16 protein-coding genes are annotated in these 26,235 nt (G+C 66.2%); 11 read left to right on the forward strand and 5 right to left on the reverse strand.

Annotation, left to right across the window (positions count from 1 at the left end; translation table 11 throughout):
* Positions 1-7: 7 nt before the first annotated feature.
* From OOZ19_RS04190 to OOZ19_RS04205, 4 genes are all read left to right on the forward strand, one after another.
* Positions 8-1,192 carry an enolase C-terminal domain-like protein gene (locus OOZ19_RS04190; protein ID WP_266088425.1) on the forward strand — a complete coding sequence of 395 codons (1,185 nt, stop codon included), beginning with the start codon at positions 8-10 and terminating at the stop codon, positions 1,190-1,192.
* A 48-nt stretch (positions 1,193-1,240) separates the two neighbouring features.
* The gene (locus tag OOZ19_RS04195) at positions 1,241-2,566 is read left to right on the forward strand and encodes an MFS transporter (protein WP_266088426.1); all 1,326 of its coding nucleotides are present in this window, start codon (positions 1,241-1,243) and stop codon (positions 2,564-2,566) included.
* Positions 2,567-3,386: 820 nt separating this feature from the next.
* Positions 3,387-3,737, forward strand: a complete 351-nt coding sequence (locus OOZ19_RS04200) for a hypothetical protein (RefSeq protein WP_266088427.1) — start codon at positions 3,387-3,389, stop codon at positions 3,735-3,737.
* Positions 3,738-3,753: 16 nt separating this feature from the next.
* On the forward strand, positions 3,754-4,125 hold the full coding sequence (locus tag OOZ19_RS04205) for a recombinase zinc ribbon domain-containing protein (protein WP_266088857.1): 372 nt from the start codon (positions 3,754-3,756) through the stop codon (positions 4,123-4,125).
* 287 nt (positions 4,126-4,412) lie between these two features.
* Here the strand turns inward: OOZ19_RS04205 and OOZ19_RS04210 are convergent, their stop codons facing one another.
* From OOZ19_RS04210 to OOZ19_RS04225, 4 genes are all read right to left on the reverse strand, one after another.
* Positions 4,413-5,738 (reverse strand): hypothetical protein, encoded by a 1,326-nt coding sequence (locus tag OOZ19_RS04210; protein WP_266088428.1) that lies wholly within the window; start codon positions 5,736-5,738, stop codon positions 4,413-4,415.
* A 637-nt stretch (positions 5,739-6,375) separates the two neighbouring features.
* Positions 6,376-7,599 (reverse strand): hypothetical protein, encoded by a 1,224-nt coding sequence (locus OOZ19_RS04215; protein WP_266088429.1) that lies wholly within the window; start codon positions 7,597-7,599, stop codon positions 6,376-6,378.
* Positions 7,596-10,502, reverse strand: a complete 2,907-nt coding sequence (locus OOZ19_RS04220; protein WP_266088430.1) for a DEAD/DEAH box helicase — start codon at positions 10,500-10,502, stop codon at positions 7,596-7,598. The genes OOZ19_RS04215 and OOZ19_RS04220 overlap by 4 nt, the downstream gene beginning before the upstream one ends.
* Before the next feature lie 5 nt (positions 10,503-10,507).
* Positions 10,508-11,773 (reverse strand): protein kinase family protein, encoded by a 1,266-nt coding sequence (locus tag OOZ19_RS04225; RefSeq protein WP_266088431.1) that lies wholly within the window; start codon positions 11,771-11,773, stop codon positions 10,508-10,510.
* A 347-nt stretch (positions 11,774-12,120) separates the two neighbouring features.
* On the opposite strand from OOZ19_RS04225, the gene OOZ19_RS04230 reads away from it, so the two are divergent.
* Entirely contained in the window at positions 12,121-12,675 is a 555-nt protein-coding gene (locus tag OOZ19_RS04230; protein WP_266088433.1) for an SEFIR domain-containing protein, read from the forward strand.
* Here the strand turns inward: OOZ19_RS04230 and OOZ19_RS04235 are convergent.
* Positions 12,672-13,622: a hypothetical protein gene (locus tag OOZ19_RS04235; RefSeq protein WP_266088435.1), complete on the reverse strand. Its 951-nt coding sequence runs from the start codon at positions 13,620-13,622 to the stop codon at positions 12,672-12,674. The two genes, OOZ19_RS04230 and OOZ19_RS04235, sit on opposite strands and share 4 nt — an antisense overlap.
* 576 nt (positions 13,623-14,198) lie before the next feature.
* Here OOZ19_RS04235 and OOZ19_RS04240 point away from each other — a divergent pair.
* The 6 genes from OOZ19_RS04240 (at position 14,199) to OOZ19_RS04265 (ending at position 25,755) form a co-directional block, all read left to right on the forward strand.
* Entirely contained in the window at positions 14,199-16,424 is a 2,226-nt protein-coding gene (locus OOZ19_RS04240) for a helix-turn-helix domain-containing protein (RefSeq protein ID WP_266088437.1), read from the forward strand.
* 162 nt (positions 16,425-16,586) lie between these two features.
* The gene (locus tag OOZ19_RS04245) at positions 16,587-17,309 is read left to right on the forward strand and encodes an NUDIX hydrolase (RefSeq protein ID WP_266088439.1); all 723 of its coding nucleotides are present in this window, start codon (positions 16,587-16,589) and stop codon (positions 17,307-17,309) included.
* A complete protein-coding gene (locus tag OOZ19_RS04250) occupies positions 17,306-18,457 on the forward strand; it encodes a 5'-methylthioadenosine/S-adenosylhomocysteine nucleosidase family protein (RefSeq protein ID WP_323055098.1) in 1,152 nt (383 codons plus the stop codon). Before OOZ19_RS04245 ends, OOZ19_RS04250 begins: the two co-directional genes overlap by 4 nt.
* Positions 18,454-20,430: a hypothetical protein gene (locus OOZ19_RS04255; protein WP_266088441.1), complete on the forward strand. Its 1,977-nt coding sequence runs from the start codon at positions 18,454-18,456 to the stop codon at positions 20,428-20,430. Before OOZ19_RS04250 ends, OOZ19_RS04255 begins: the two co-directional genes overlap by 4 nt.
* A gap of 146 nt (positions 20,431-20,576) precedes the next feature.
* A complete protein-coding gene (locus tag OOZ19_RS04260; protein WP_266088443.1) occupies positions 20,577-21,974 on the forward strand; it encodes a recombinase family protein in 1,398 nt (465 codons plus the stop codon).
* 1,000 nt (positions 21,975-22,974) lie between these two features.
* Positions 22,975-25,755, forward strand: a complete 2,781-nt coding sequence (locus OOZ19_RS04265; protein ID WP_266088445.1) for a DUF4365 domain-containing protein — start codon at positions 22,975-22,977, stop codon at positions 25,753-25,755.
* The last annotated feature ends 480 nt before the right edge of the window (positions 25,756-26,235 follow it).

The raw sequence follows: 26,235 nt of genomic DNA on the forward strand, positions 1-26,235 counted from the left end.
AACCACCATGAGCACGCTGATCGACAAGGTCGAGGTCGTCCAGTTCGACGTCGATTCCCCCGAGTACGTCCGCACTTTCGACGTCGACGCCCGCGCCGGTTCCTGGTACCACCAGGCCGGCGTGACCGGGAAACGCGGCGTCCTGCTGGTCCGGGTGCACACCACCGACGGACACGTCGGCGAGTACGCGAACCACGCCGTGACCGGGGCCGCCCAGCAGGCCGCCGACGTCGCCCGCGCCGCGATCGGCCGTCCCTGGCACGCCCGCGAGCGGATCCTGCGGGCGGGCCGCAGGCTCTCCCGTCCCGCGCACTCGTACGGGTTCTGCTTCCTGGACAACGCGCTGTGGGACTTGGCGGGCAAGGTCTACGGCGCCTCGCTGACCGAACTGCTCGGCGGCGGCCGGGAGCGAGTCCGGGCCTACGCCTCCAGCGTCAACGGCGACCGCGCGGGCAGTCTCAGCGACAAGGAGTCGGTGGTCGCCTTCTTCGCCGAACTGCGAGAGCTCGGCTGGACCGGGTTCAAAATGCACAGCTGGCACGAGGGCGACAAGTGGGAGGAGGCCGAGAACGTCGCGCACATGCGCGAGCACCTCGGCGAGCGGACCGAGCTGATGCTCGACCCGGCGTGCGTCTTCGACTCCCTGTCCGATGCCGTCTTCGTCGGAAAAGCCTGCCAGGAAGCCGGATTCCGCTGGTACGAGGACCCGCTGCGACCGCTGGGCGTCAGCGCGTACGCGCACCGCCAGCTCCGTGAAGCACTCGACATCCCGATCCTGCAGACCGAGCACGTCGCCGGCCCCGAGGCGAAGGCCGACTTCCTGCTCGCGGGCGGCACCGACCTGCTCCGCGTCGACGCGCACTTCGACCTCGGCATCACCGGCTGCGTGAAGACCATCAAGTTCGCCGAATCCCTCGGCGTCAACGTGGAAGTGCACGGTCCGAGCCCCATCCACCGCCACCTGGTCGCTTCGATGCAGGCCACCTCGATGTACGAGGTCGCCAACGTCTCACCGCTGCTGGACGACCCCTCGCCGAAGATCTACACCTGTGACTACAGCGACGCCTATTCCTCGATCGGAGCGGACGGCACGTTGCCCGTCCCCACCGGCCCCGGCATCGGCGTCAGCTACGACGAGGAGCTGATCGCGAAGCGGACCACCGCCGCCGTCACCGTCACCGCGGCCGACTGAGCCACCACCGCGCCCATTTCCCGTTTCCGCACGAAGGCAGGTGCAACGATGCACTCCCCTCAGCACGTCCTCGAACCGGATTCCCCGGTCCTCTCCGGTGCTCTGCGCAAAGCGTTCCGCAGGCTCGTGCCACTCGTGATGATCATGTTCGTCGCGAACTACATCGACCGGGTCAACATCGGATTCGCGAAGGACGCGCTCGAAGCGGATTCGGGGATCGGCGCGGCGGCGTTCGGCCTCGGCGCCGGGCTGTTCTTCATCACCTACGCGATCTTCGAGGTTCCCAGCAACATCCTGCTCGAACGGTTCGGGGCCAAGCTCTGGCTGACCCGCATCATGGTCAGCTGGGGCCTGGTCTCGGCCGCGATGATGTTCGCGCACAACGAATGGATCTTCTACACGCTGCGGCTGCTGCTGGGTGCCGCCGAGGCGGGCTTCTTCGCCGGGATCCTCTTCTACTTCACCCAGTGGTTCCCCAACGCCATGCGCGGTCGCGCCAACGCGGCGCTCTACTCGGCCTCCACGATCGCCGCCGTGATCGCGGGACCGCTGTCCGGCGCGCTGTTGAGCATGGACGACGTCGGCGGACTGCACGGCTGGCAGTGGCTGTTCCTGATCGAAGGCCTCGCCGCCGTCCTCATCGGACTCGTGGCCTGGCGCTTCCTGGACGCGCGGCCCGCCGACGCGGCGTGGCTCAGCGAGGAGGAGAAGGCCGCGCTGATCGAACGGCTCGCCGAGGAGGAACGCGACAAGACCGGGGACGCACCGGAGCCCTCGCGGTGGTCCATGCTGCGCGACCCGCGGATGCTGCTGTTCTGCCTCGTCTACTTCGCCGCCCAGCTCGCGCAGTACTCGGTCACCTTCTGGCTGCCGAGCTTCGTGCGCCGGATCGGCGGGCTCGGCGAGGTCGCGATCGGCCTCGTCGCGGTGCTGCCGTTCGCGGCGGCGTTCGTCGCCATCCTCGTGGCGGGCCGGATCTCCGACCGCACCGGAGCGCGGCGGTCCGTGCTCGGCTCCGGGTTCGTGCTCGCCGCCGTCGGGCTGGCCATCGCCGGGTTCGCCGACCCCGTGCTCGCCGTGGTGATGCTGATCGTGGCCACCGTCGGGTTCAAGGTGGCGGCGTCCTCGTTCTTCGTCATCCCGCAGCAGTACCTGACCGGGGCGCTCGCCGCTCCGGGGCTCGCGCTGATCAACTCGATCGGCAACCTCGGTGGCTTCGTGGCGCCGACGCTGATGGGCCAGGTCCAGGAGCGCACCGGCAGCGTTTCCGGCGGGCTGTATGTCGTGGCCGTGACGTGCGTCGTGGCGCTCGGTGCGTGCGCGCTGCTCCGGTCCACCTCCCGCAGCCGCTCCGGGGAACGCGCCGCCGCCTGATCCGGCACTCCCCACCGAGGCGGTGCGACCGCCGCCGATCGCCTCAGAAGCCAACGTCGTCCTGCGGAGGTTCAACCATGCAGCGTGAGCGTTCTTCCCTGCTCGCGCGTTAGCACCGGTTCGGGGCCTCAGATCAACGACGCTCGCAACGACGGTGACGTGGTTGCTGCCTTCGGCACCAACCACGGAGGGGGGCGGCACCGGGTGGACCAGGACGACGACCGTTGAGCCTCGACGGTGAACCTGGAGATCCCGATTTCGTCGGAGTCGACCACCTGGACGGGATGCTGGCGCCGTCGTCGCGGGTTCGAATCCGCGGGTGAACACCGGACCCGGTGCCCAGTTCGGTGATGTCGGTGGCGTCATCCTGTCGGAGTTCGCAGGCCGGGAAACACCGGTACCGCGCACAGCCGCAAGGTCACTCGAAGGTCGGCGGGCAAGTACCTAAACGATCGGTTCGTCGTCCCTCCGGCTTCCTGCGGGCCCAGAGCGAACTCGAACGTTCTGGCACAGTCTTCATCAGCGGTCCGGAAGGCAGCGGTCGGCAAAGCGCCGCGATGATGCTGCTGTGGTGGCGCATGGTGACCTGGGTCGAGCACCCACGGCGTTCCGACGCCGGCCTGTACCCCGAGATGGCACGTTCGGAACGTTTGATCGGGCGTGGTCCCGGAACTCGGACTCTGCTGCAAAGCACAGTGATCCGTGAACGGCTCTCCTCCTGCTGGTACCACGCCTGCGTCTCGACGAGTCAATCTGACGAACGACTGCCGCACCGTCGTCACCGCCGCAGCCCGAACCACCGCGTCCGCAGTCGTTCCCGGTGAACGATGTGCTGTTGGGCAGCGTGCGCGAGGACTACCAGTTCTTGTTCTCGTGCACCGTGTTCTGGTTGTCGTGTGGCAACGGGCCCGGGCTTCCGCACGCAAAACCGGGTGCGTCTGCGGCCGACGCGATCCTCGACGAGGTGATGCGGGTGACCGCCACCGTCCGTCCGGACGACGTTAGCCGAGCCCAGTACCAGGTAATGAGCGTGCTCGGCGTGCCGCGCATTGACCGCACGGGCCGCGCGCAGGCGTGGGCCGACCACATTTCCCTCACCGCTGCAGCTGTGGAATCTGCCGCAGCAGTGGGTGATCTCGAAGCGGGAGACATACGAGCCGTTGGTCAGTGAGGTCGATTTCGTTGCTGTGCAGCACATCCGGGCCGCCCATGCCACCGGTTCTGGCGATACCCGCACTTACCTGCTGGCCGGCTTGGTGCGGTGCGGGGTGTGCCGACGACGGATGGACTCGCACTGGGCGAATGGCCGTCCCGGTTACCGGTGCCGACACGGGCACACCAGCACCCGGCATCAAAGCCCGGATCGGCCCAAGAACCTCTACGTCCGTGAAGACAATCTCCTTGCCGAGGTCAGAACCCACGTCAGTGATCGGGGCCATGCCGTTCAGCCACGACCGTCCGACACCGACGCGGAGGAACTGGCCCGGTTCCTCCGCGCCCACAGTCTAATCATCAGCTACGTCAGGCCCGGTCGGGACAACCGACCGGGCCTGACCTGAAACGTTAGCGTCGCCCCTCATGGGGTAACAATGTGTCCGAAGGCGAACCAAAGCCCCAGCCGGTTGTGCTCGCGGGTGATCTGAAGGTGGCACGCATGTAATGCGGGGCCCGCTCGAACTGTCTGAAGTTCTTCGTACGGGCTTACTTCATTGGCGAAGTGAGTCGTGACCACGCCGATCAGGCGGTACAGGGTGTGCTTGGAAGTTTGATTTAATAACAGTCTCTGCGTGAGGGGGAACATCAGGCAACGTCCCATCGTCCGGAGTCGGTGCCGCGGATGCGGCGTTCACGCCTGCTTCCGGGGGCAGCTGCAGCCGATGACAGTCAGGTCATGGCAATTGCCGGTGATCGATTGCCGGGTTTCATTAAGGAGATCGTCGAGCAGACGTAGCTGATATGCGTTCCTGGTTCGCCTGCCCGCGGCGATGTGCGCTGCTGCTCGCGTGCGGGCGGTCGCGGAGAGGTGGGGTTGGACGAGCACGACGTGAGTTCGCGTGTCGAACCGATGCCGATCGAGTGCGTCCAGGAATCCTGCCGCCGTCGACCGCACACCGTTGTGCCATGTCGCCGACCAATGCCTGTCTCGGTCGGCCAACCGCTCACGCAGCCGTTCGGTCAGCGGCTCCCGCTCCATCAGTCCGATGTTCTTCGTCGCCTGGCTGACGAGCTGCTCGAATGGAACTAGCGAGATCTCACGACCCGCGCTCGTGGAACCCGATGCTTTCACGTGGATCGCGGTGAGCTCCCCGTCGCCAGACAGGTGAAGGAAGTCGGCGACCTCTCCAGCGCCGTCGTCGCACAGTAGCCAGCCGTTTTGGCGCTGGTTGACGACCCAGGCGAACAGCGAGGTGTCACCGCGGTTCGCGATGTTCTGGTGGATTTGCTGGTCGTTATTTCCGGCGGGTTTCTCCTTGCCGATCGAGAATCCGCGGAAGTCGAGGTACTTGATGTTCGTGAACGGCGCTGTGCCGATGTTGCGGCGGAACAACGTCCGCCCATTGCACGCATGTCCCGACCCGTACAGCACGCGCAGCAGGCTTCCGCTGTTCAGGTGCTCCGCCACCTCGCGCAGTCCGGGGTGCGGTGTTCCTCTGACGTGGCGCACCTCGAACCGGAAGCCGTCGCGGACCGCCACCGGGTCGAGTTCGAGCTCAGTGGTGCTGCCATCGGCTGTCACACGCAGCGTCGCGGTAGCCGTGTCCTCGTGGCCGTCCACCGCCAGTTCTGCGGAACGCAGGAATTCGGCGCACCGCAAGACCTCCTCGTCGGCGGAATCGTCGGCAGTCTCCTCGGCTTCGAGGCTCACGTCGACCGCCAAGCGTACCTTCTTCACGTCTTCCTCTGGTTCCGGCAGCGGGCCGAACTGCCACTCGGGATGACCGGTCGCGAGCACCTTGGCCACTGCCTCCAGGACTTCCCGCACACCGGTGAGGAAGGTGCCGAAATCCGCGGTCGCCCGCCAGGAGATGCGGGACCGTTGCGGGGACAGGGTGACCCGGTTCCTGATGAGCGCCTTGTCATCCGCCGGTTCGTGGTCCACGACCGCGGCGCTGACCGAGAAGTCGCCGTCCTCCCGCGGGCTCAGGGCGTCCTGCAACCGCAGCCCCGTCATGGCCTTGCTGTCCTGCTTCGTGGTCCGCCGTTGGTGGATGCCCCGGGTCCACAGACCGAGGTGGTTGCCGGTGAAGGAAGCCGCCAGCGCGGTGTAGGGGACCGGCCGGAACAGCGCGGGATGTGCATCGACCCATCGGAGCAGCTTCGTCCCGCTCGGCGAGTCACCGGCGACCGCGACGAGGTGCTGCCATCGCACGGCCAGCGTGAGTTCGTGCACGACGTCGAGAAGGTCGGCCTGCTTGCCCGCCCAGCTGGGCCGTCGGACCAGCTGCCGTGTGCCGACGTGGAGCTCGTTGATGCCGAAGCCCTCCAGCGTGCCCACGTCCGGGATCGTCGCGCGCACGTCGAACGTCTCCGCGGTGAGCGGCTGGCAGGAGACCGCTTGACCGCGCTGCTGCGCAGCCTCGCCCAGGAATCGGGTCAGTTCCCGGAAGGCTGCGGCCGGAGTCGACTCCGTGCACTCCAGCACGGTCATCGACAGGTACGGGTTCAGCTGCGCCGGGGAGAGTCGCGGAAAGTCCGCTGGAGTGTCCGTTTTCGGGTTCATGGCCGCCGGAGATTAGTCGCGCTGCGAAGCCGGAATCCACCGAAAAGCGGCTTGCGGAACGTTCTGTCCTGATGTTGTCCACTGGACGTCAGGGTGTGTCCGGTGTCCGGTCGCGGTGCTGGTCGAGCTGCTCGGCGAGGTCCTGCTCACCAGCTTCCAGGACGAGGGCGCGGAGCCGGTGTACGTCCAGATCGGGGAACTCGAGTTGGGCGCCGAGGATCGCGATCAGGCCCGCCAGCTCCTCGGGGCGGTGGTGGGCGCGCCGAAGCAACTGGTGCGTCCGCGCCACCAGGGCGCGGCGCCGGACATCGGCGTCGCGGCACCAGACCCGCACCGCCACGTTCCCCAGGCTCAGGTACGAACCGACAAAGGACTCCTTGCGCGGCCCGGTCGGGGCGAACGCGTCGGCAGGGAGATCGACCTGCCACGATCCGTCCGGATCCTGCATCGGTTGGACGTCGGAGAGGTTCCGCTTGCGCAACCACCCCGTGATGGTGTGCCGCTGATCCTCGACCGACGGGGGCGACACCCGGAGCGCACTGGTGATGTCCGGATCGGTGGTGCACAGCTCGCTGAGATCCTCGTCGAACTCCCCACCCGTGTCCGCGCCGTAGGCGAGCCGGGAGACCTGTCCACCGCTCGCCACCGCGTGCACCACGTGGAGGCGGAGGAACACGTACTGCGGGCGGACGTCCAGCGGATTCTCGACGGTGGTCGGGAGGTTGAACTCGGTGCGGTCGGTGCGGTGAGCCAGGTTCACCAACGCGTCCCGGTGGAACTGGTGCGCCGTGGGCAGGAACTGCAACCAGCGGTCCCGTTCGGCCAGTGCCATGGCCTCGGCGCGGTTGAGCAGCGCCGTCGGCGGCGAGTAGTGCCGCCGGTGCAGCGGCTCGCAGCGGTAACCGTCGAAGTAGATCTTTCGCCGGTCTTCGCGCCGGACCTCGTAGCAGGTGCCGTCACGCAGCGAGGCGCGCGCGAGGTCGGTGAGTTCGAGTGCGTCCCGATGAGGGGGAAGATGACCGATGCCGCGCAGCACGCGGACCGCCCGGTCCACCAGAACCGGTTGCAACCCCAGCAGTTCGGCGATCCCGTCGACCGAGGCGGCGCCCGTCTCGGCGATGGCCCGTTCGATGAACTTGTCGATGAGGCCGTAGGGCCGGTCCGTCGTGGTGGTGGCCCGCACCTCCACCTCGTGCACCGGGAGGAGCACGGTGCGCAGCCGGACGGGGTGCAGGCCCTGGCGGAACGCGGCGTCCTCCAAGACCTTGAGCGTGGCGTCGCCGTTCCGGGGCGATCGTTCGGGAGGCATCATGCTCCGTTTTCGTTGAGCCGGGCTGTGACGTCGTGGTAGGTACGCAGGTCTCCGGCGTCCCGCACGATGTCGCTCAGGGCGTGGATCAGTTCCCGAACGCCCGGGTCCTTCGCGCTGTGCAGGGTCGTCAGATCGCCGACGAGCACGAGCAGGCGCTTGGCGCGGGTGAGCGCGACGTTCAGCCGTCGCAGTTCGGTGAGGAACCCGACGTCGCCGTGGCGATTGCTGCGGGTGAAGCCGTAGAGCAGCACCTCCCGCTCACCACCTTGGAACGCGTCCACGGTGCCGATGTTGGCGTCCAGTGTCTGCGGATCCGCCCACTCCCGCGCCAGCTGCTTGAGGTCGTCCAACTGCGCGCGGTACGGAACGATCACCGCCCAGTCGGCGCCGTCCTTGTGGTAGTGCTCGGCGAGCCGATCGAGCAGCCGAGCTTCGGCCTTGTTGCGGAATCCGCGCTCTTCGCCGCGAGCCCCGGTCTCGTGCCGGTCTCGTTCGGAGAGGCTCGACGTGTCCACGAAGGACAGCGGGCTGCCGAACAGTTGATCCCGCTGCGGTGGCGGCACTTCCGACCGCAACATGCCCTGATAGAAGTGGTCCGAGATGAACCGCGCGATCACGGCGGGCATCCGGCGTTGGGTACGTAGCTGGACCACGTTTGCGGTGGGCAGGATGCCGACCAGAGATTCGAGCAGGCTCGTGCCGGCCAGTTCTACCAAGTGCTCCGCCCCGCCCCGCCGCTCGATTGCCGCGTCCACCGCGGGCTCGGGAACCGGTGGCAGCTGCTTGTCGTCACCGACGAGTACGGCGCGTCGTCCCCGGACCAATGGGATCAGCGCGTCGGAGGTCCGGATCTGCCCGGCCTCGTCGAGGACGACCAGGTCGAACTCCTCCGCGGCGATCTCCTCCCGCGACCCGGCCGAAATGCAGGTCGAGCCGATCACGTCGGCGTAGCGCAGCAGCTCCGGGTGCAGCTGCCCGGTGCGGCAGGATTCGACCTCGGTGTGCCAGTCCGCCAACAGCCCCGCTCGAGCGTGCAGCAGGTTCAGGCGAGACCGCAGTGCGTGGTGCAGGTCGGTGAGCGACTTCAACAGGCCCTCGTCGCAGCCGGGGTCGCCGATCTCCGGCAGCGGTTCCACCGCCAGCAGGGTGGTGCGGAGCGCCGCCGCAGCGGCCCGCGCGTAGTCCCGGTGCCGATCGGCCTCGGAATCGGCCGCGTCGAACTTCCGTTGCGCCGCCTGCACTTCCGGGGCGTTGCCGACCACGGTTTCCAGCTCGGCGGTCGCCTCCGAGTGGGCGCGTCGGGTCTCGTCGAACGCGTACGATCGGACGGCCAGGGTGGCTTTGCCGCGCGCGAGCCGGCGATCGCGCCACCACGCGAGCACGCCCCGACGCTCACCGTCGACGGCGGGGGAGGATGCTTTCTGGCTGAGCCGGTCCACCAGCCGTTGCGAGCGGTGGACGCGCTTGCGGGCCCGGCCGATTCGCTTGTCCTGCTTGCGCACCCGCTCGTAGACCGGGCCGCCGACGGCGCGGCGGCACCTCTCGAGTTCCGCTGCACAAGCATGCTGCTCGCTGCGGGACGACACCCACGAATTCAGCCGGGTACCGAGTTCGGCGTGCCACTGCACCGCTTGCGGCAGCATCGAGTAGAGCCCAGCCCTGCGACCGGCACCGACGGCCAGCTCCTCCCTGAGCTCCTCGGCGTAGACCTCCAGCAGGAACGGCCGAACCTCGGGGTCGATCTGGTGCTCCCGTCCGATACGGATAATCACCATTCGATCCTGGGGCAACCGGGCCAGCACGTTGTCCACCGCTTTGTTGGAGTACGAGGAGACCAGGGTCTTCCCCTGCCCGCCGTCCGCCGCGGCCGCGGCGATCTCGGTGATCACCCGAGTCTTGCCGGTTCCCGGCGGCCCGAGCACCACCAGCAGATCGCGAACCGACAGCGCCCTGCGAAAAGCCGTCAGCTGCTCCGGATCGAGTCGTTGAGCAGGGGTCTCGGGACGCCCGGTCACCGGCGCTACTTGGTGGTCAACCAGCACCTCCATCAGCGACCGGTGGCGAGACTGCCGGGACCGGAGCATTTCGGCGGCATGACGTCGTTGGGTGTGGATCGTGTTGAAGCGGGCCGGTGATAGCTGGCCGCGCTGCGGTAGTCGCGCGTGGTCCAGCGGTGCGTCGAACCGCACCGTCGCAGCACGACCTGTTACTCGCAGCACCGTCCCCCTGCGATCGCCGTGACCGTCGAGCAACACTTCGTCGCGTGCTTTCGGGGCGCGGCCGACGATGCGGAACGAGTAGGTGCTCGTTCCGGCGTAACCATGATCGCCGACCGCTGTTACCTCCTGGTAGGCGAATCCCCCTTGGTGCGAGAGAGTTTCGCCCGCGCTCTCGCGCGCGATGTCGTTGAACTCGGTGAGCCGGTCCAGGAAGCGCACCTGCCCGGTGCTAAGGCGCGGGACCGAGTTCTGCTCCGCGAGTTCCTGCTGGAGCCGGAGCCACTCCTTGCGCAGCTTTTCCCAGCTCGTCGAGGAGTCCTGCGGTATGTCCCGGGGACGCGCCGCAATACGCCAGCCGCAGCGCACCAGCAGGCAGCCTTCGACGAGTGCCGCGTGCGCGCGCAACCCCAGCGGCTTGACACGGTTGACCCAGTAGAAGTCTTGCTGGTCGCTGACGGTGAGGTGGACGACGTAGTTGTAGGTGTGCAGCTGGAGCACGGGCTTTTCCCGTGATCCGGAGATGACCGCCGGTGCGCCGTCCGGACGGACCTTTAGATCATGGATTATCTGGTCGAGTCCCGTCGGCATGGTGGTTGTCGTGCCGCGCACCTCGTGCAGGCTCCCTTGGAACGATCTGCCGGGCACGAGGTGGATCGGCTTGGTCAGCTGGACGTCTCTGAGCATGCGCCTCACATCCGGAAAGCTGTCGCCAGCTCGGCGAGTTCGGGGCGGTTCTGCGGATCGGCGTGCAGAGCGGCGTCGATCGCGGTGGCCGCCCGCTCCGGCGCGTGCCGGCAGATGCGCCGTACCGGAAGCGGTATCGCGGTGGTAGGAGACAATCCGCTGATCAGGTGGTAAGCGGTTGCGGCCAGCCGGAACACATCGGTCCACGGGCCGAGGCGCCCGCCACGTCGACGGGTTTGCTCCGGCGCCTGGTATTCGTCGGCGGCTTCTCCGGGACGCGCTCGTCGCCCTGCCGCGCCGAGATCGCGGAGCGCTAGGTGCTCGTCGTCTATCCGGATGATTGTGTTCGGAGCCAATTCGCGGTGGGCGAAACCGTGAAGGTGCAGCGCCGCCAGCGGTTCGCACAACCTGGCTAGCGCCTGCACGGTCCGCTGCACCGCGATGGAGTCGAGTTCGTCCGGGTGGGGTATGTGCTCGGCGAGCGTCGCGAAGTCGGCCGCCTGCGTGCAGCCCCCGGGCAGCGGGCTCGGCCGTGCCCGGTTCAGCACGAGGGTTCGCGTCCGACCTTCGTCGACCAGGTCGGATGCAGCGGGGATTCGGTCGTGGTTGCGCTCCAGCGCACCGAGCAGTTCGTGCTCGGTCGCGAGCGCGGCGAAGGACTCCTGGGTGTCCGGTCCGTCGTGCCTCCGCTCGACCTGGCGCAACCAGACCGGTTCGCGTTGCTCGTCGAGTCGTAGGGCACGCGCCTGCCGGAGTACGGCCGTGGTGCACCCGGTGGAGGGCTCCTCGACATCACCGTGCACCAGATAGGCGTGCTCGCCGATGCTGAGCACCGGCGCGGTCCCGAGCACTGTCGCCCCGGTTTCTGCCCGCTCGGCGTTGGGAGGTTCCCACGAGCCGGTGTCGGCTGCGGGCCACCGTGGTGCCCGTCGAGGTTTGGCGTGCGTCGTACTACCGAGCAACGTGCGCAGCAGCTGCTGGAACTCCTCGTCGTCTACGTCCTCGACGTCCCGAATGGAGTGGGGAGGCGCGGAATGCCGGAGCATGATCCGAGGCAGGTCCGCTCCGGTCGCGTCCGGGAGGATGACGGGGAGCGTGCGGGCGAGGCCTCCCCGGAAGTCGCCCGCGAAGCCGTCACGCAGCATCGCGGCTGTGATGTGCCCGAGGTCGCCGGGTGGGCCCTGCTCGGTGCTGTCCATCAGCCGCTTCATCTCCGGTGACGCGATCACCAGGTGGAAGTCTGCGGCCTCGAAGTTGTCGATCGCGTTCACGACCAGATCGCTGCGGCGCGGGGAACGCCAATCCGCGATGTCCGCATTGACTCCCGCGTCCGTTAGGAGGGTCGTGGCGAAATCCCGCACTAGTGCGGAATGTTCCTCCGGGTGTTGTGCGCTGAAGATGTAGACGCGCGGAGATCGGCCCGTTCGGTCCGGGGGAAGCACCAGCAACCGTCCTTAGGTTCTTGATCGGTACCAGCGAGAAAGTGCCACATCGGGCGCGTATGGAGTCGTTCGGGTCGGGAGTTGTCCAGTTTTTGTCCAATGGGCGCGGTCGGAGTGTCCACCGGGGCGTGCTGTCATGGACGTGACGCGACCCGGCACCGGACGAAGAGGACGCCGTGCATCTCCCCACCGTTTTCATCACCTACACCCACGACAGCCACGAACACTGCGCGGCGGTTCAGCAGTTCGCCACCCTCCTTTCGGACAAGCACATCTACTCGGAGAACGACTTCTGGGTTGGCACCGACCGTCAGAATTGGGGTGTCTGGGCCGAGAAGTACATCGACGAGACCGACTACACCCTGTTGATCGCTTCGGAGGGGTACCGGCGAGTGGGTGAAGGGAAGGTGACGGACGACCAGAACCGGGGAGGTGCCTGGGAGATCGCCCACCTCCGCGAACGGTTGCAGCAGGCGCGGAGCGTGTGGACCGAACGCATCCTGCCAGTCGTGCTGCCGGGCCATTTCATCACGGACATTCCGATCTTCTTGCAACCGTACAGTTGCACGCGCTACCAGGTCCCCACGTTGGACGAGCACGGAATCGTAAACCTCTACCGAGGCCTGACCCGCCAACCTGAGCACGTTCGCCCGCCAATGGGGCGTCCCCTGATCCTCCCTCCGAAGTCCGGTCCTGGTTCCCCCGGGTGGGAGTCTCGCCTGCGCCCCTAGCCGACCTGCCCCGAGGACGCGGCCGGCCATCGGATCCCGTAGGCGAACCCCGGTTCCAGCCCGCGGAAGTTTGCCCGCACCTCGCCCGCCGCGTCCGGTCGCAGCGGCTCACCGGTCACCGTCGCATCCCGCAGGTCGTCCTGGAACACCTTGCGCAGCAGGCCGACCGCGGCCGGCGACCGCTCGCCGAACCGGATGGTGAGGTCGAACTCCGCGCACGGACCCTTCGGCACGCAGACGTAGAACGGAGCCATCCGCGACACCCGCAGCCGCAACGCGATCTCGTGCAAATCGCCGCGGTACAGGGTTTTCGGGGGCCGCAGCGCGAGGCTGACCCGTTCGCTTGTCTCCTGCGTACGGCGCACCAAGGTGCCGCCGGAGAACACATCCACTGACATGTCGTTATCCCTTGAGCCGGAGAAGCTTTCGGCAGTAAGCGTGATCGGCAGTTCCAGTTCCTCGAGGAGTTCCGCCTCCGCAATCACGTGCCGGAACACGAACATCTCGGCCTGCGGTTGGTCGAGCGCGAGCAGCACCCGCAACCGCTCGGTGCGCCACGCCACGCTTGAATCCGGTGCGCTCGGGCGGTCGGAGTCCAGCAGCGACGCCAGTTCGGCGAGACCCTCGCGGACGCGTCGCCGTGCGGTGCGAACGTTCCGCTCCAGCCGAGCCGCCACCCAGTCCTCTCGGTCCTTGAGAAACTGCGTCTGCGGTCCGTCGAGGCCTAGCGCGCCGAGCGCCGCCACCCGTTGTTCCCACCCCAGCTCCTGGGTTTGGCGGCGGAGCACCTCGCCGACCTCGCGGACCACATCGGCGGACAAAGTTCCGGGATTGACGCCGCAGGCCGCGCGCAGTGCGGCACCGATCTCGCCGGCCCGTGCCACGCACAGTCCCCTGTTTTTACAGAGCTGCTTCAACTCGTCCAGGTAGCTCTCGGCGCCGCCCATTGCCCCTCCTCTTGATCACGGAACGCAGTCAGTGTTGACCAACGAGGATTCGGTTGTCCAGCGCCTTCCGGGTGCTTCGGCGTCACATCGTTTCCTCCTGAGCTCGAAACGGGAAACGCCTTGTCGGTGGCATCCGCTCGATTCCAGGATGGATCAAGTCGGGGCCGGGCGTAGTCGAAATGGGAATCCACTGATCCATCCCGTGCTTCCGAATCGAGTGTTACCGGAGGAGCTGGAATGCAGGTGTTGTGCTCGTTCTCATTGCTCGCCCGATTGGTGCTCTGGATTTTCGTGCTCGCCCTCTTCTTGGGGGCCGTAGCGGAAGGGCGCCTCGCACAGCCCCGGTCGATGCGTCCGGTTGTCGCGTACGAACTGGGCGTCTCCATCGGAGAGGGGGTGTGCTGACGATGCAGATCCACTTGATCTCGCAGGCCCCGCCGATCCTGTTCTTCATGTTCGGCTGACATTCTTCTGCGACCCTGCGCGGCGGCCGGAATTCAGACCGGCCGCCGTTGGGAAAGATACCGGATCGAATTCCAGATCTGGAAGACTTCGCGAATACTGAGGAGGAATACCATGGACGAGAGCGCGAACTTCGGGGCCGAGCTCCGGCGGCTGCGCAAGCAGGCAGGCCTGTCGCTGTCCGAGCTCGCCGGGCGCACGCACTACAGCAAGGGGTTCCTGAGCAAGGTCGAAACGGGCGGGGCACAGCCGAGCCAGGCGCTGGCCGCATTGTGTGAAGCGGAGCTGGACGCCACCGGCCTGCTGCACGAACTGCTCCCCGGCGAACCCGCGCGGCGCCGGAATCGCCCCGATGTCCGCCCGTCCGCTCTGCCCGCTCTGTCCGCACCGTTCGTCGGTCGGCTTGCCGGGCAGCGGTCGGTGCGGACAGCGCTGGAAGCTGATGGGGGAGTGTGCGTCATCTCGGGGATGGGCGGAGTCGGCAAGACCGAACTCGCTTTGCGGTGCGCGCACCGGCTCGAGTCCGGCTTCGCCGACGGGTGCTTGTTCGTCGACTTGCGCGGGCACACTCCCGGGCGGCAACCGGCCGATGTTGCGGAAGTGCTGGACCGGCTCCTGCGGATGCTCGACGTGGCGCCTGAGGGGATTCCGGCGGACATCGACGACCGCGCCGCCATGTACCGGTCGCGGTTGCGGGGGCGGAGCATGCTCCTGGTGTTCGATAACGCGGCTAGTGCTGGGCAGGTCCGCAGGCTGCTACCTGCCGAATCGAAGTGCCGGGTGCTGGTGACCAGCCGGAACCGGCTGTCTTCGCTGGACGCCGCCACACACGTCTCACTCGACCTGCTCGCCGATGGGGAGGCGACCCGGTTGTTCGCCGCGGTGGCGGACGTCGATGAGGAGGACGCGATGGTGCGGGCTATCGCGGAGCGCTGCGGACATCTGCCGCTCGCGCTGCGGATCGCGGCGGCCCGGCTGCGCGCTCACCCCGAGTGGGATCTGGCAGAACTGCGCGAGCGGTTAGCGAGGGAAGCGGGTTGGCTGACCGAACTCGACGACGGTGAACGCAGTCTCACCGCGGCTTTGGAGCTGTCGGTGCGCGACCTGGGGGCTTCGGAGTCCCGGATGTTGGGTTTGCTCTCCTCGCACCCAGGCGCGGATTTCGACCTGTGCGCCGCCGCGGCTCTCGCGGGGGTGCCGGTGCGCTCGGCGGACCGGCTCGTCGATCGCCTGCACGGAGCGTTCCTGCTGAACCAACCGGCGAGGGGCAGGTTCGCGTTGCACGACCTCGTACGAGCGTTCGCCCGGGATTCGGTGCTGGCCGAGCTTTCCGAGCAGGAGAAAGTCGCGGGCCTTCGGCGGTTACTGGACGCGATGTTGGCGACCGCGGCCCTGGCCGACCGGTTGCTAATCCCCGGCCGGTACCAGCCGGAATGGGCGCGCCACCTGGAACCGCCCGAGCAGTTGCGGTTCGTCGAACGCAGGCAGGCCATCGCCTGGTTGCGCCTGGAGTGGCCGAACCTGGTGGAGCTGAGTCGAGCCGCGCGCCAGGCCGGCGAACACGAACATTGCTGGCAACTGGCATTCGTGTTGCGCGGGTTCTTCTTCGAGGCGAAGTTGTGGGATCCGTGGATCGCCGTGCACCGCTGGGCGCGGGATTCCGCCGCGAATCTGGAAGATTGGTGGGCGTTGGCCGGAACCAACTCGCACCTCGGAGTGGCGTTGGCCGATCGCGGAGACCTCGCGGGTGCCGAGGAGTGTTATCGGGAAGCGCTCGATCTGTACCGGGAGATCGGTGACCCGCACGGCGAGGTCACGGTGCGGGCCAACCGCGGCTGGGTCGAGCACTACCGCGGTGATCACGATTCGGCGGTGGCGGACTTGAGCTTCGCGCTCGAACACTACGAACGTGACGGCAACGTGCGCAACGTCGCGATCACGAGGCGGGGCATCGCCTTGGCGCGCACTGCGCTGCGGCAGTTCTCGGCAGCGACCGAGGGCGCTGAGCGGGCCTTGGCGGAGGCGGAGGAACTCGCCCTCGAAGCGGATGCGGTACGCGCGCTGAACTGCCTTGGCTGGATTCACTTCGAATCCGGCGATCACCAGCGGGCTGTTGCCGCGTACCAGCGCGCCGCTGATCGGGCCGGCCCGGAGACGATCTACTACGAGCAAGCGCGTGCCTACACCGGTCTGGGGAACGTGGCCGCGAGCGGTGGACGCGATTTGGAAGCTGCGGCCCTTTGGCGACGGGCCGACGAGGTCCACCGCGGTCTTGAACCGGCGATGGTCGCCGAGTCCCGCGTACGGTCCTGCTACCGCTCGACCAGCACGAGCGCGTAACGGCGGTGTCTAACCGCGAATATGCCGCGGATGTGGGCCCTTCAACTCGGTGAGAGAGGGCCTGTGGTTCTGGAGGGCAGCTGCGCTGCTCCACCCGAGGGAAGTATTGGGAACTCTGGCGCACCTGTTTCTGTCCAAGTGACAGTAAGCTAGCCTGGCGACGTGAGCGATGAGTTGTGGGTGCCCCCGGAAGTGCTGGTGACCGTGGATCTGGTGATCCTGACGTTGCGAAAGACGGATCTTCAGGTGCTGTTGGTGGAGCGTGGCGTCGAGCCGTACCGAGGCGCGCGGGCGTTGCCAGGTGGGTTCTTGAACAACGCGGGCGAGGGCATCGCAGAGGCTGCGGTGCGCGAGCTACGGGAGGAGGCGGACCTGGACGGTGCCCAGTTGCACCTGGAGCAGCTGGGCACGTACGGGGATCCTGGTCGTGATCCGCGTGGGCGTGTGATCTCGGTGGCATACCTGGCGATCGCGCCTGAACTTCCGGAACCGGTGGCAGGCACAGACGCCGCCGGAGCTGGCTGGGAACCGATTGAGGAAATCTTGTCCGGGCGGTTGAATCTCGCTTTCGATCATTTGCAGATCGTGACCGACGGGGTCGAGCGGGCGCGCGGCAAGTTGGAGCATTCGGCGCTGGCGACGGCGTTTTGCGACGCGACGTTCAGTATCGCGGAGCTGCAGCACGTCTACGAAGCGGTGTGGGGCGTGGAGCTGGATCCGCGGAACTTCTACCGGAAGGTGCAGAAAGTTCCTGGGTTCATCGAATCAGCGGGGGGAGAGCGCAAGGCGACGAATGGGCGTCCTGCGCGGTTGTTCAAGGCCGGGCCGACAGCGGTGCTGCATCCGCCGCTGGTGCGGCCCGACACGACGACGGAAGGGCAATGATGGTGGAGAACGTGGTGGTGGTGCTCACCGCCCTGAATCTGGAATACGAGGCGGTGCGCCGCAGATTGGCCGATCCGCAGGTGCACGTGCACGAGCGCGGCACGCGATTCGAGGTCGGCACGCTGATTGGCACGCGCTGCCGAGTGGCACTTGCGTTGACAGGTAAGGGAAATCAGTCGTCGGCCGTACTGTCAGAACGGGCGATCGCCGAATTCGAGCCGCTGGCGGTGTTGTTCGTCGGCGTGGCCGGGGCGTTGTGGGATGCCACCCCGCTCGGTGATGTCGTGGTCGCCACCCACGTCTACGCCTACCAGGGCGGCACGAGTGAGGACGACGGGCTCAAGGCTCGGCCCCGCGTGTGGGAGACCGAGCACGGGATCAGCCAACTCGCCTCCCACCTTGCGCGCTTGGATGACTGGTTCGGCAACACCCCGGCGAACGCGACGAGACCCTCGGTTCGGTTCGGTGCGATCGCAGCCGGTGAAGTGGTGCAGAACTCGCGAATCTCGTACGAGGCCAACTGGATCCGCCACCATTGCAACGATGCGCTGGCGATCGAGATGGAATCGGCTGGCGTGGCTCAGGCAGGGCATCTCAGCGGGGCGCCGGTGGCGATCGTGCGCGGTATCAGTGACAAGGCCGACGGGACCAAGAACACCGACGACGACGGCGCCTGGCAGCCGCGGGCCGCTGACAACGCAGCGGCATTCGCCGTTCGTCTTGCCGAAGAGCTCATCACTGAACAGGAGAACAACTCGATGCAACGTTCGAGTAGGCCCAGCAGCGGTGAGGTCACCAACATCGCACATGGAAGCACTGTCGGCATCCAAGGCAGGGACGTCAGCAATAGCGTCGTCACGATCGGTGCGGCGCCACCCGCGTCTACAAGCGTCGATCTCGAGTCCCAGCTCGCCGCGGTAAGGGAAGAGCTTGCCCGTGCACGTGGGCACGGTGCGGTCGACGATCTCACCTATGAAGCGGCGCAGGACGAGCTCGACCTGGCGGGGAAGGCGTTGGAGGAGAACACCCCCGAGGGCAAGAGCAAGTTCGTCCTCGCGCTCAAGCGGCTGCGAGGACTGATCGACGAAGCCGCAGACGTTGCCACGAAAGTCGCAGCGTTGATCACGGCGGTGAGCGGCCTCTCATGACCGACCAGGACACGGCCACGACAAACACTGCCGAATCCGGCTCCACCGTCGGCATCCAAGCCGAGCAGGTGCACAACTCCACCGTCTACGTGGTGTCGCCAGACGACCCGCCCGAACGGAAGTACGAAGTCGGCGTGCGCTACCTGAACAACGGAGTGCCGCTGCGGGCCCGTGAACTGATCGCTGACGCCATGGCCCACGGCTACGACCGCGCCGAAGTGCGGTTCCACTGGGGGTTGGCCATGCTCAGCAAGCGCTCCTACCGCGAGCTGACGGCTGAGGATCGAATCCAGCTCGAACAGCTTCGCGCCCAGCGAGGCACTTCCGCGAACGATGCTTGGGAACGTGCGTTAGAGGTCCTGTGCGAATTCTTGGAACACCTCGACAACCCCGATCACGATCCCGCACTGACGTTGAAGAAGCTCCAAGCGCTGTCCGTTCCACAGCGCGAGAAGGTCGTGCGCCACTGCGACCTCGTGCTGACCGGGAGCACGAAAGATGCATTCTGGGTGGAGATTCTCCGCACCGCCGAACGAGGACAGCGCACCGGAGGCCGCGAAGCCCGCGTGTGGGCCTACTTCGAGCCTAAGCCGATTGACGCTCGCATCCGACAACCAGCACCGAACGCCGCCAGAACCGCCGACCGGCTACACGCCGTCGTCGGGAGCGGGCTTCTTGGTATTGCCCTCGGGATGCTTGGCTGGATTCTCCTGCAGCACCTTACGTTAGTGCTGGTAATCGCTTACTTGATGGCGCTGGTCGGTGGGGTGCTCGGGGCGAAATCGGGGTTCGAATGGCGATACCGGGCACAACGCCTTGAGATGAAGGAGCGCGAGCGCGCTGCTCTGTTCGACAGCCGGGAGGACCCAGTGCCCGGATTCGCGAAACGCGTCGACCACGCATTCCAGCACTACGCCCACAAGTACGCACCAGACGGTGTGGACCGCTCGGTCTGGTTAGCCCAGACCAGGGGTATCCGCGCGACCCGCCGCGACGAGGTCGTCGAGCTCTACAGCGAAAGCAGGATCTCCATCGACCGAGTTACCTGGCTCATCCGATTCATGATCCGTGACATCAGACGACAGTGGCGTGCTGAAGCCCTGTTCTCCTACCGCGAGCACTATCGAACGTCCGCGTCCACCAAGGCCTGGTGCCTGATTTCCCTCGTTGCTGCGGCCCTGGCATGCGCCACTGTCGCTTACGCCGCCGTTCGGCTGGACCCGTTACCGGGCTTTGGTGGCGTTCTCGTCGCAGTGATGGGTGGACGTGTCGCCGTTCTCCGGTGGTGGCGGATCCTCAGTGAACGTCGGCGGTTCGCCGAAGAGACCCAAGAATGCTCACGTGAGAAGGAGGCCCGCGAAGCCGAGTACCAAAGGTGGACGAGCAAGCTGCAAGCCACTTGCCCCAGCGAGAGCGAGATGGCGGCATGGCTCGAATGCGATCGAGTCAAACTCATCGACGAAGCGCTCCGGCACTACCACCTCGGTTGGCGGGACATCATCGCCCACACCATCGTGCAAACCCCAGCAAATGTCCGCAAACGAGCACGCGTCAAGGGCGGGCCCTGGCGGTACCCGAGATACGAGCTCCGCCTCTTCTTGATCACCCCGGACGGCGTCCGTGAACTCACGAGGCAACTCGTGTACGCAGACGCGTCCTTCCATGGCCGGGAGCGTGGCCACTTCCGATTCGACGCCGTGTCCTCCCTGCAAGTGGTCGAGTCCGGGAAAGACGACTACACGCTCGAGTTGACCCTCACCAACGGGCCCGCCCGGACGATCGACGTCACCGAGCCCCCGAGGGAACTCGAGCAGCCCACCACCCACGAAGACGACCTCTCGCGGATCAGTCTCGACTCGACCGGCTTCGCCCACGCGTTGCACGTGCTGGAAGGCATCGCCGCCGAAGGCAAAGCCTGGATCCACCGCACCACCAAACCCGGCCCGACCTTCCTCGGGCCCGAGACCGCATAGCCAGAGCGCGAGACTGCTGGGAGTTCGGCAGTGAGCCTTTGAGTAGTATCCGTCGCTCGGCTGAACGAGTGGCCGACTCAGGTCGGCGTCACAGGCACCTAGTCTGCTCGTCCCGCCGTCACCGGATTTGCTTGGGAGGTGGCGACATGGTCGTGAACGGTCATCAGGGTGCTCGGGACGTGCTGGTCGGTTGGGCCGAGCACGTCCACGGCCGCAACGCACGGCCGACGGCGGGCCGTGTTAGCGAGGGCTTGCGGTTCGCTTTCTATGGTCGTACTTCGACGCGTCGTCATCAGCATGGTGTGACTTCTGCTGCGTGGCAGCGTGATGCTGCGGTGTGCGCGATTGCTGGTCAAGGTCGCATTGTGGCGGAGTATTTCGATGTGGGGTGTTCGCGGCGGTTGCCGTGGCGGCGGCGTCCGAGGGCCGCTGCGTTGCTGGCCGCTCTGGACGATGCCGGTCGAGGTTTCGATGCGGTCGTGATCGGTGAGTATGAACGGGCGTTCACTGATGATCAGTTCGCTCGGTTGCTTCCGGTGTTCGAAGGTCGTGGTGTCGAGGTCTGGTTGCCGGAGGCGGGCGGTCGGTTCGATGCGGGCGATCCGCGTCATCAGGCGTTGATGACGATGCTTGGCGCGCAGGCTCAGCGAGAGGTCCTTCGGTCACGGCAGCGGGTGTTGGCCGCGATGAGGGCTCAGACTCGGGACCAGGGTCGGTATCTCGGGGGCCGTCCGCCGTATGGGTATCGGCTCGGTGATGCGGGTCCGCACCCGAATCAGGCGCATGCTCGGTGGGGCCGGCGTATGCGTCGGCTCGAACCGGACCCCGCCACAGCAGGACACGTGCACTGGATGTTCGCCCGGCGCTTGAGTGGCGTGAGCATCGCTGGGATCGCTCGAGCTCTCAATGATCAGCAGGTGCCGTGTCCGTCGGAACTGGAAACCAAGCGTCATGCGCACCGCGGTGCTCAGGCATGGCGGGTTCCGACGGTGACCTCGATCTTGAGCAACCCGCGGTACACCGGTCGTCAGGTCTGGAACCGGCAGCACACCTGCCGCGGCGGGGGCATCGAGGACGAGTCGCCGCTGCAGCTGTGGAATCTGCCGCAGCAGTGGGTGATTTCGAAGCGGGAGACACATGAGCCGTTGGTCAGTGAGGCCGACTTCGTAGCGGTACAGCACATCCGAGCAGCCCGCGGCACCAGTTCCGGTGAAACTCGCACGTATCTGCTTGCGGGTCTGGTTCGCTGTGGGCTGTGTGAGCGGCGGATGGACTCGCACTGGGCGAATGACCGCCCCGGTTACCGGTGCCGACACGGGCACACCAGCACCCGGCACCGAAGCCCGGATCGGCCAAGGAACCTTTACGTCCGCGAAGACGATCTACAGGCCGAGGTGAGAACTCGCATCGTCGACCAGCTTCAGGATGGCAAGACACCACGACCCGACACCGGGGCCAGCGAACTTGCCCGGTTCCTCCGCGCCCACAACCTGATCATCAACTACAGCAGGTCAGGCCCGGTCGTAACAACCGACCGAACCTGACCTGCAACGTTAGCGTCGCCCCTCATGGGGTAACAATGTGTCCGAGCACTAGCCACACGGATTCTGCTGCCTGGCGCCGGTTGAGGCGGAAGGGGTTTGCTGTCCCGGGTGTCCTGGGGTGAGGCTGCCTGGGACGGCGTTGTGGGACATGCGCGGATGCATTTTGAGCTGCGTGGACGCGTAGTTGGCGCCGCCAAGGACGGGCATCACGGGGTGTCCCCCGATGTCCCTGGGTTGTCTCGGGTGGGTGTTCGGCGGCTTCGAGAAGTCGGTCGGGCGTGTCCCGGGTGTGCCTGGTGAGTTCAGCTTGCCAGGTATTGGTTCTCTCGACATTCCGGTCCGGGTGGTCAGTTCAGCGTCCAATGAAACGGCCAACGCGTGGCTGACCTTGGTGCCGACGCTCTGTGCTGGTCGCTGGGCATCGCGGCCACCGCGTGGAGTCCCCAACGGCGCGTCGGCGCGCTGGTCCGGGTCGTCGTGGCGTGTCGCGGTCCGCTCGCTGCGCTCCGGTTCCGGCGACCGTGCCAAAGGCTGTTCACTGGGGTCTGATGATGCGATGAAACATCACTCAGAGGCGAACAGACGCTCGTTTGCAAGTGTCGTGAACTGATGAAACCGGGAAAATGATGCTAGGCGAGCGATCGCACGTTCGTTACGCGCACAGCTGTGGTCGCCCGACGCGGATGAGCCGGCTGATCTTCGGCTTCTTCTCCTGCGCCTCGGGAGGAACGGGCTCGCGCATCAAATACCCGTTCCGTGCCCACTCTTGGCTGCCCACGAGGGCTCGCGTCGCGTGACCTCACCGGCGGAGTCACCGATCAGGATGCGGCAAGTGCTGAGAGATGATCAGCCCGGGCAGGAGGCGATTCAGGTCCGCGTGGTACCCGGCTGATGGTTGGTGTGGGACGTGGAGTTGGGTGCGTGACCGGCCGGTCGGATCGTGCGAGAAGATGTCCGGATGGTGCGTCGTCCTGCCTCCGCCTGGACAGCAAGTGCCGGGGTGACTCAGACCAAGCACGCGGTCGAGACCGGCATGCGCTGGGTGTTTCGGGAACAGCCCAAGGAAGACTACGGGATCGACGCGCAAATCGAGGTCGTCGATGGCGAAGAGGTGCTCGGTAGACTGGTTGCGCTGCAGATCAAGACCGGTCGGAGCTATTTCAGTTCACCCGCCGAGGATGGCTGGTGGTTCAGCGAAAAGGCAGCGCACTTCCTGTATTGGCTGGATTTCTCGATCCCCGTGGTCGTTGTTCTGGTCGACCTGGATAGCGGGCTCTGTTACTGGCAGCTGGTGACGGAATCGACGGTTGAGCGGTCAAGTGGACGTCGGTGGAAGTTGCGAGTGCCGAAGGCCCAGATCCTCGGCAGATCCGCGGTGCGGCCGTTGCACGACGCCACTGACGAGGCTGCGGAGAGAGGTGTCCGCCTGGCTCGCCAGCCGCTGGGCTCAGCGGTATCGAACTTCTCCGCGGCGGACTTGGAGGTGCACAGTGCGTCGCAAGAAGGTGACGCGCTACCTGAGTACGTCATCCGAGCTCACGACTTCGCCCTCGGTGAGCTGGTGGCGGACGCGGTCGGATCGAGAGCGCGGTCGGGATGTGCGGTTCTCCTCGGAGGCTCCGGCACGGGCAAAACCAGGGCGCTGTACGAGGCATTGCACTGGCGTGGACCGGACGCAGCTAGGACGAGTCTGGCTGAGGCTGGTTGGCGGGTCTGGCCCGAGGTGAATCCGTTGCCGCCCAAGCAGTTTCTGGAGCAATTGGGGAGGGTCGGCCCGCGGACGATCGTGTGGCTCAACGAGGCCCAGCGATATTTGCGAGACCCTTCGGCTGACGTCCGTGCTGAAATCGCGACTGCGCTGCTCGAACTCGTCGGGGACGTTTCTCGCAAGCCGGTGCTGGTGCTGGGAACATTGTGGCCCGAGCACTGGCAGGAGCTCACCCGTACGCCGAACAAGGACGAGGTCGATCAGTTCGGCCCGGCGCGGAGGTTGCTCAGCGGGAGGTACCTGCGAGTACCAGATACCTTCACGAACGCAGAAGTGACCAGGGCACGGCAGTCGGGCGACCGATTGCTCGCGATCGCCGCGAACAGGGTGACGGACAGTGCAGTAACCCAGCAATTGGCTGGGGCGCCGGACCTCCTGCAGCGATACGAAACGGCGGGTACGGCATCGCAGGCAGTGATCCACGCAGTTGTGGATGCTCGCAGGTTCGGGCATGGCGAGTGGTTTTCAACGTCGTTCCTGCCTGCGGCAGCACGTAGTTACCTGAGCGGAGACGATCGTCGTAGAGTTGACGAGGACCCATCCTGGTTCGAAGCAGCTATCGCGGACCTCGTGGTGCCGGGCAACGTCAGCGGACCGGTGCTGCACAGGGCTCTCCTCGGCTATCGGCTCGACGACTTCCTGGAGCAGGAGGGGCGGGAGCGTCGCCGGTTCGAGTTCCCGTCTGAGGAGTTTTGGGCAGCCGTTTCTCGAAGCGAACTGTCGTCGAGCAACCGGATCCGGATGGCCGATGCCGCAGCCGCACGAATGCGGCTGCGGATCGCAGCGTCCGTCTACGCAGCTGAGGAGACTGGCGTTGCGGGCGAGCGTCTTTGTGAACTAGCCAAAGCTTGTGCGTTCCGGGGTGCCTGGCACGCCTCCGAACGCCTGGCGCACCGAGCTGCCGATGCGGGTGCGCCGGAGGCACTGACCTCCTTGGCAAAATATCGGTGGAGTCGCGACCCCCACGCCGGTGGTAGCTCCGGCGATCTGGAGTTGCTGCGTCGGGCTGCGGACTTGGGGGATGTAGAAGCATTCAATTCATTGGCGTTCCAGTTGGAGAAGTCGGGGGACAAGGAAGCTGCGGAGGCGGCCGCGCGGCGTGCCCTCGAACTTGGTTCCTGGGAAGCCACGGTCTCCGTCGCGGGCTGGCGCGAGATCGATTTTCCCGACGAGGGGAGGAGGTTGATCTACGGCCTGCCGGAGGAAATGAGGTGGGCAGCGTTGGCGCAGTTTGCGTGCGATCTGGAGGGCGTTCACGATTTTGACGGCGCGGAACGCTTCGCGGTGACAGCTGCAGTGAACGGGCGCTTCGAGGCAATCCTGATGATCGCTGAAGGACGTTGCGAAATAGGTAAGAAGGGATCTGCTCGTCGATTGATCGAAAGCGCTCCGCGGCCTGACCTGCCCGAGGAAAAGCTGCGCATGGCAGTGATTCATGCTCGTACTGGCGCCCAAGACGAGGCCCGAGAACTGCTGGTCGATCTCTCCGGTCGTCACGATTTGGACGACCAGGTAGAAGCAATCATCAAGACGTGGCCTCACCTCGCCGCCGCCTTGGTCGACGTTCTGGTGGCACTGCAAGAGCATCATGCGGCTTGTCGTCTACGGGATGGCCCGTCTTTTGCGGGGCCACCCAGGTCCGTTCCGAGCGACGGTGACGATGACCTGCCACTGGATCTCAGTAAGGCGGACGGCGAGGTTGCTGATGCTTACGCCACTCTCGCCGAATTCCACGCGCGGCGTGGTGAGTTGGAGCAGGCGGAATCAATGGGAATGGTGGCTTCAACCCTGGGAAACCGGGACGGGCTGGTGGCTCTCAGCTGGGAGCTCCTGCAGCGGGGCGATCACGCGAACGCCGAGCGGCTGCTGCTGTGCGTGGTTAACATGGACGAGTTGCTGTCGTGGACCTTCCCGGAGCGAAGCCCGTTGAGGCTGTTGGCTGAGGCACGTGGAGATGAAAGTTTGCTGGACTGGGGACTTGAGGCCGATGGCAGCTCGGCCGAACCTTGGTGAGGCGGATCTGCCCGGAACCGTTCGCGGTGGTGTTAGAGAGGGTCATTATCACAAAATCCGGTTTGACCGAGGCCCTCGCCTCGGGAGTGCATCGTGGTCAGCGGCATCGAGGCTTGCCGGTCGCCGCAGCCCGTGTCGTCTTACGGTCGAGGAGCACAACGTCGGTCGCCCAGCCCTGAGCTAAGACGTGCACTGTCGACGTACCGCAGAGCACACTTCTCGCGGTGACGACGACGATCGGACCACCATGCGAGGCGGTCGCGCGAGTTCTGCGGGAAGACTGCCCACAGTGCGGCGACGGCCAACGTTCGACCGATGAGAACTGCCAGAACGGCTGGCGGCAACGATGCTCCCGCCGTGCTCAGCACCGCAGCAACGGATCCGGCGATCGTCGTCACCTGCGACCGAGATGCCCTCACCGTAGATCACCGCCGTCACGCGCTGTGGTGATCTTTTTCCTTGGCTGGCGTGCTTCGTTCC

The organism is Saccharopolyspora sp. NFXS83, from assembly GCF_026241095.1.
Classification (GTDB): domain Bacteria; phylum Actinomycetota; class Actinomycetes; order Mycobacteriales; family Pseudonocardiaceae; genus Saccharopolyspora_C.

Bases quoted from the DNA above. Each gene is read 5' to 3' on its own strand.
- OOZ19_RS04190 (WP_266088425.1), top strand. From the start codon at position 8: ATGAGCACGCTGATCGACAAGGTCGAGGTCGTCCAGTTCGACGTCGAT.
- OOZ19_RS04195 (WP_266088426.1), top strand. From the start codon at position 1,241: ATGCACTCCCCTCAGCACGTCCTCGAACCGGATTCCCCGGTCCTCTCC.
- OOZ19_RS04210 (WP_266088428.1), bottom strand. From the start codon at position 5,738: ATGACGGGGCTGCGGTTGCAGGACGCCCTGAGCCCGCGGGAGGACGGC.
- OOZ19_RS04215 (WP_266088429.1), bottom strand. From the start codon at position 7,599: ATGATGCCTCCCGAACGATCGCCCCGGAACGGCGACGCCACGCTCAAG.
- OOZ19_RS04220 (WP_266088430.1), bottom strand. From the start codon at position 10,502: ATGCTCAGAGACGTCCAGCTGACCAAGCCGATCCACCTCGTGCCCGGC.
- OOZ19_RS04235 (WP_266088435.1), bottom strand. From the start codon at position 13,622: ATGGGCGGCGCCGAGAGCTACCTGGACGAGTTGAAGCAGCTCTGTAAA.
- OOZ19_RS04240 (WP_266088437.1), top strand. From the start codon at position 14,199: ATGGACGAGAGCGCGAACTTCGGGGCCGAGCTCCGGCGGCTGCGCAAG.
- OOZ19_RS04250 (WP_323055098.1), top strand. From the start codon at position 17,306: ATGATGGTGGAGAACGTGGTGGTGGTGCTCACCGCCCTGAATCTGGAA.
- OOZ19_RS04255 (WP_266088441.1), top strand. From the start codon at position 18,454: ATGACCGACCAGGACACGGCCACGACAAACACTGCCGAATCCGGCTCC.
- OOZ19_RS04260 (WP_266088443.1), top strand. From the start codon at position 20,577: ATGGTCGTGAACGGTCATCAGGGTGCTCGGGACGTGCTGGTCGGTTGG.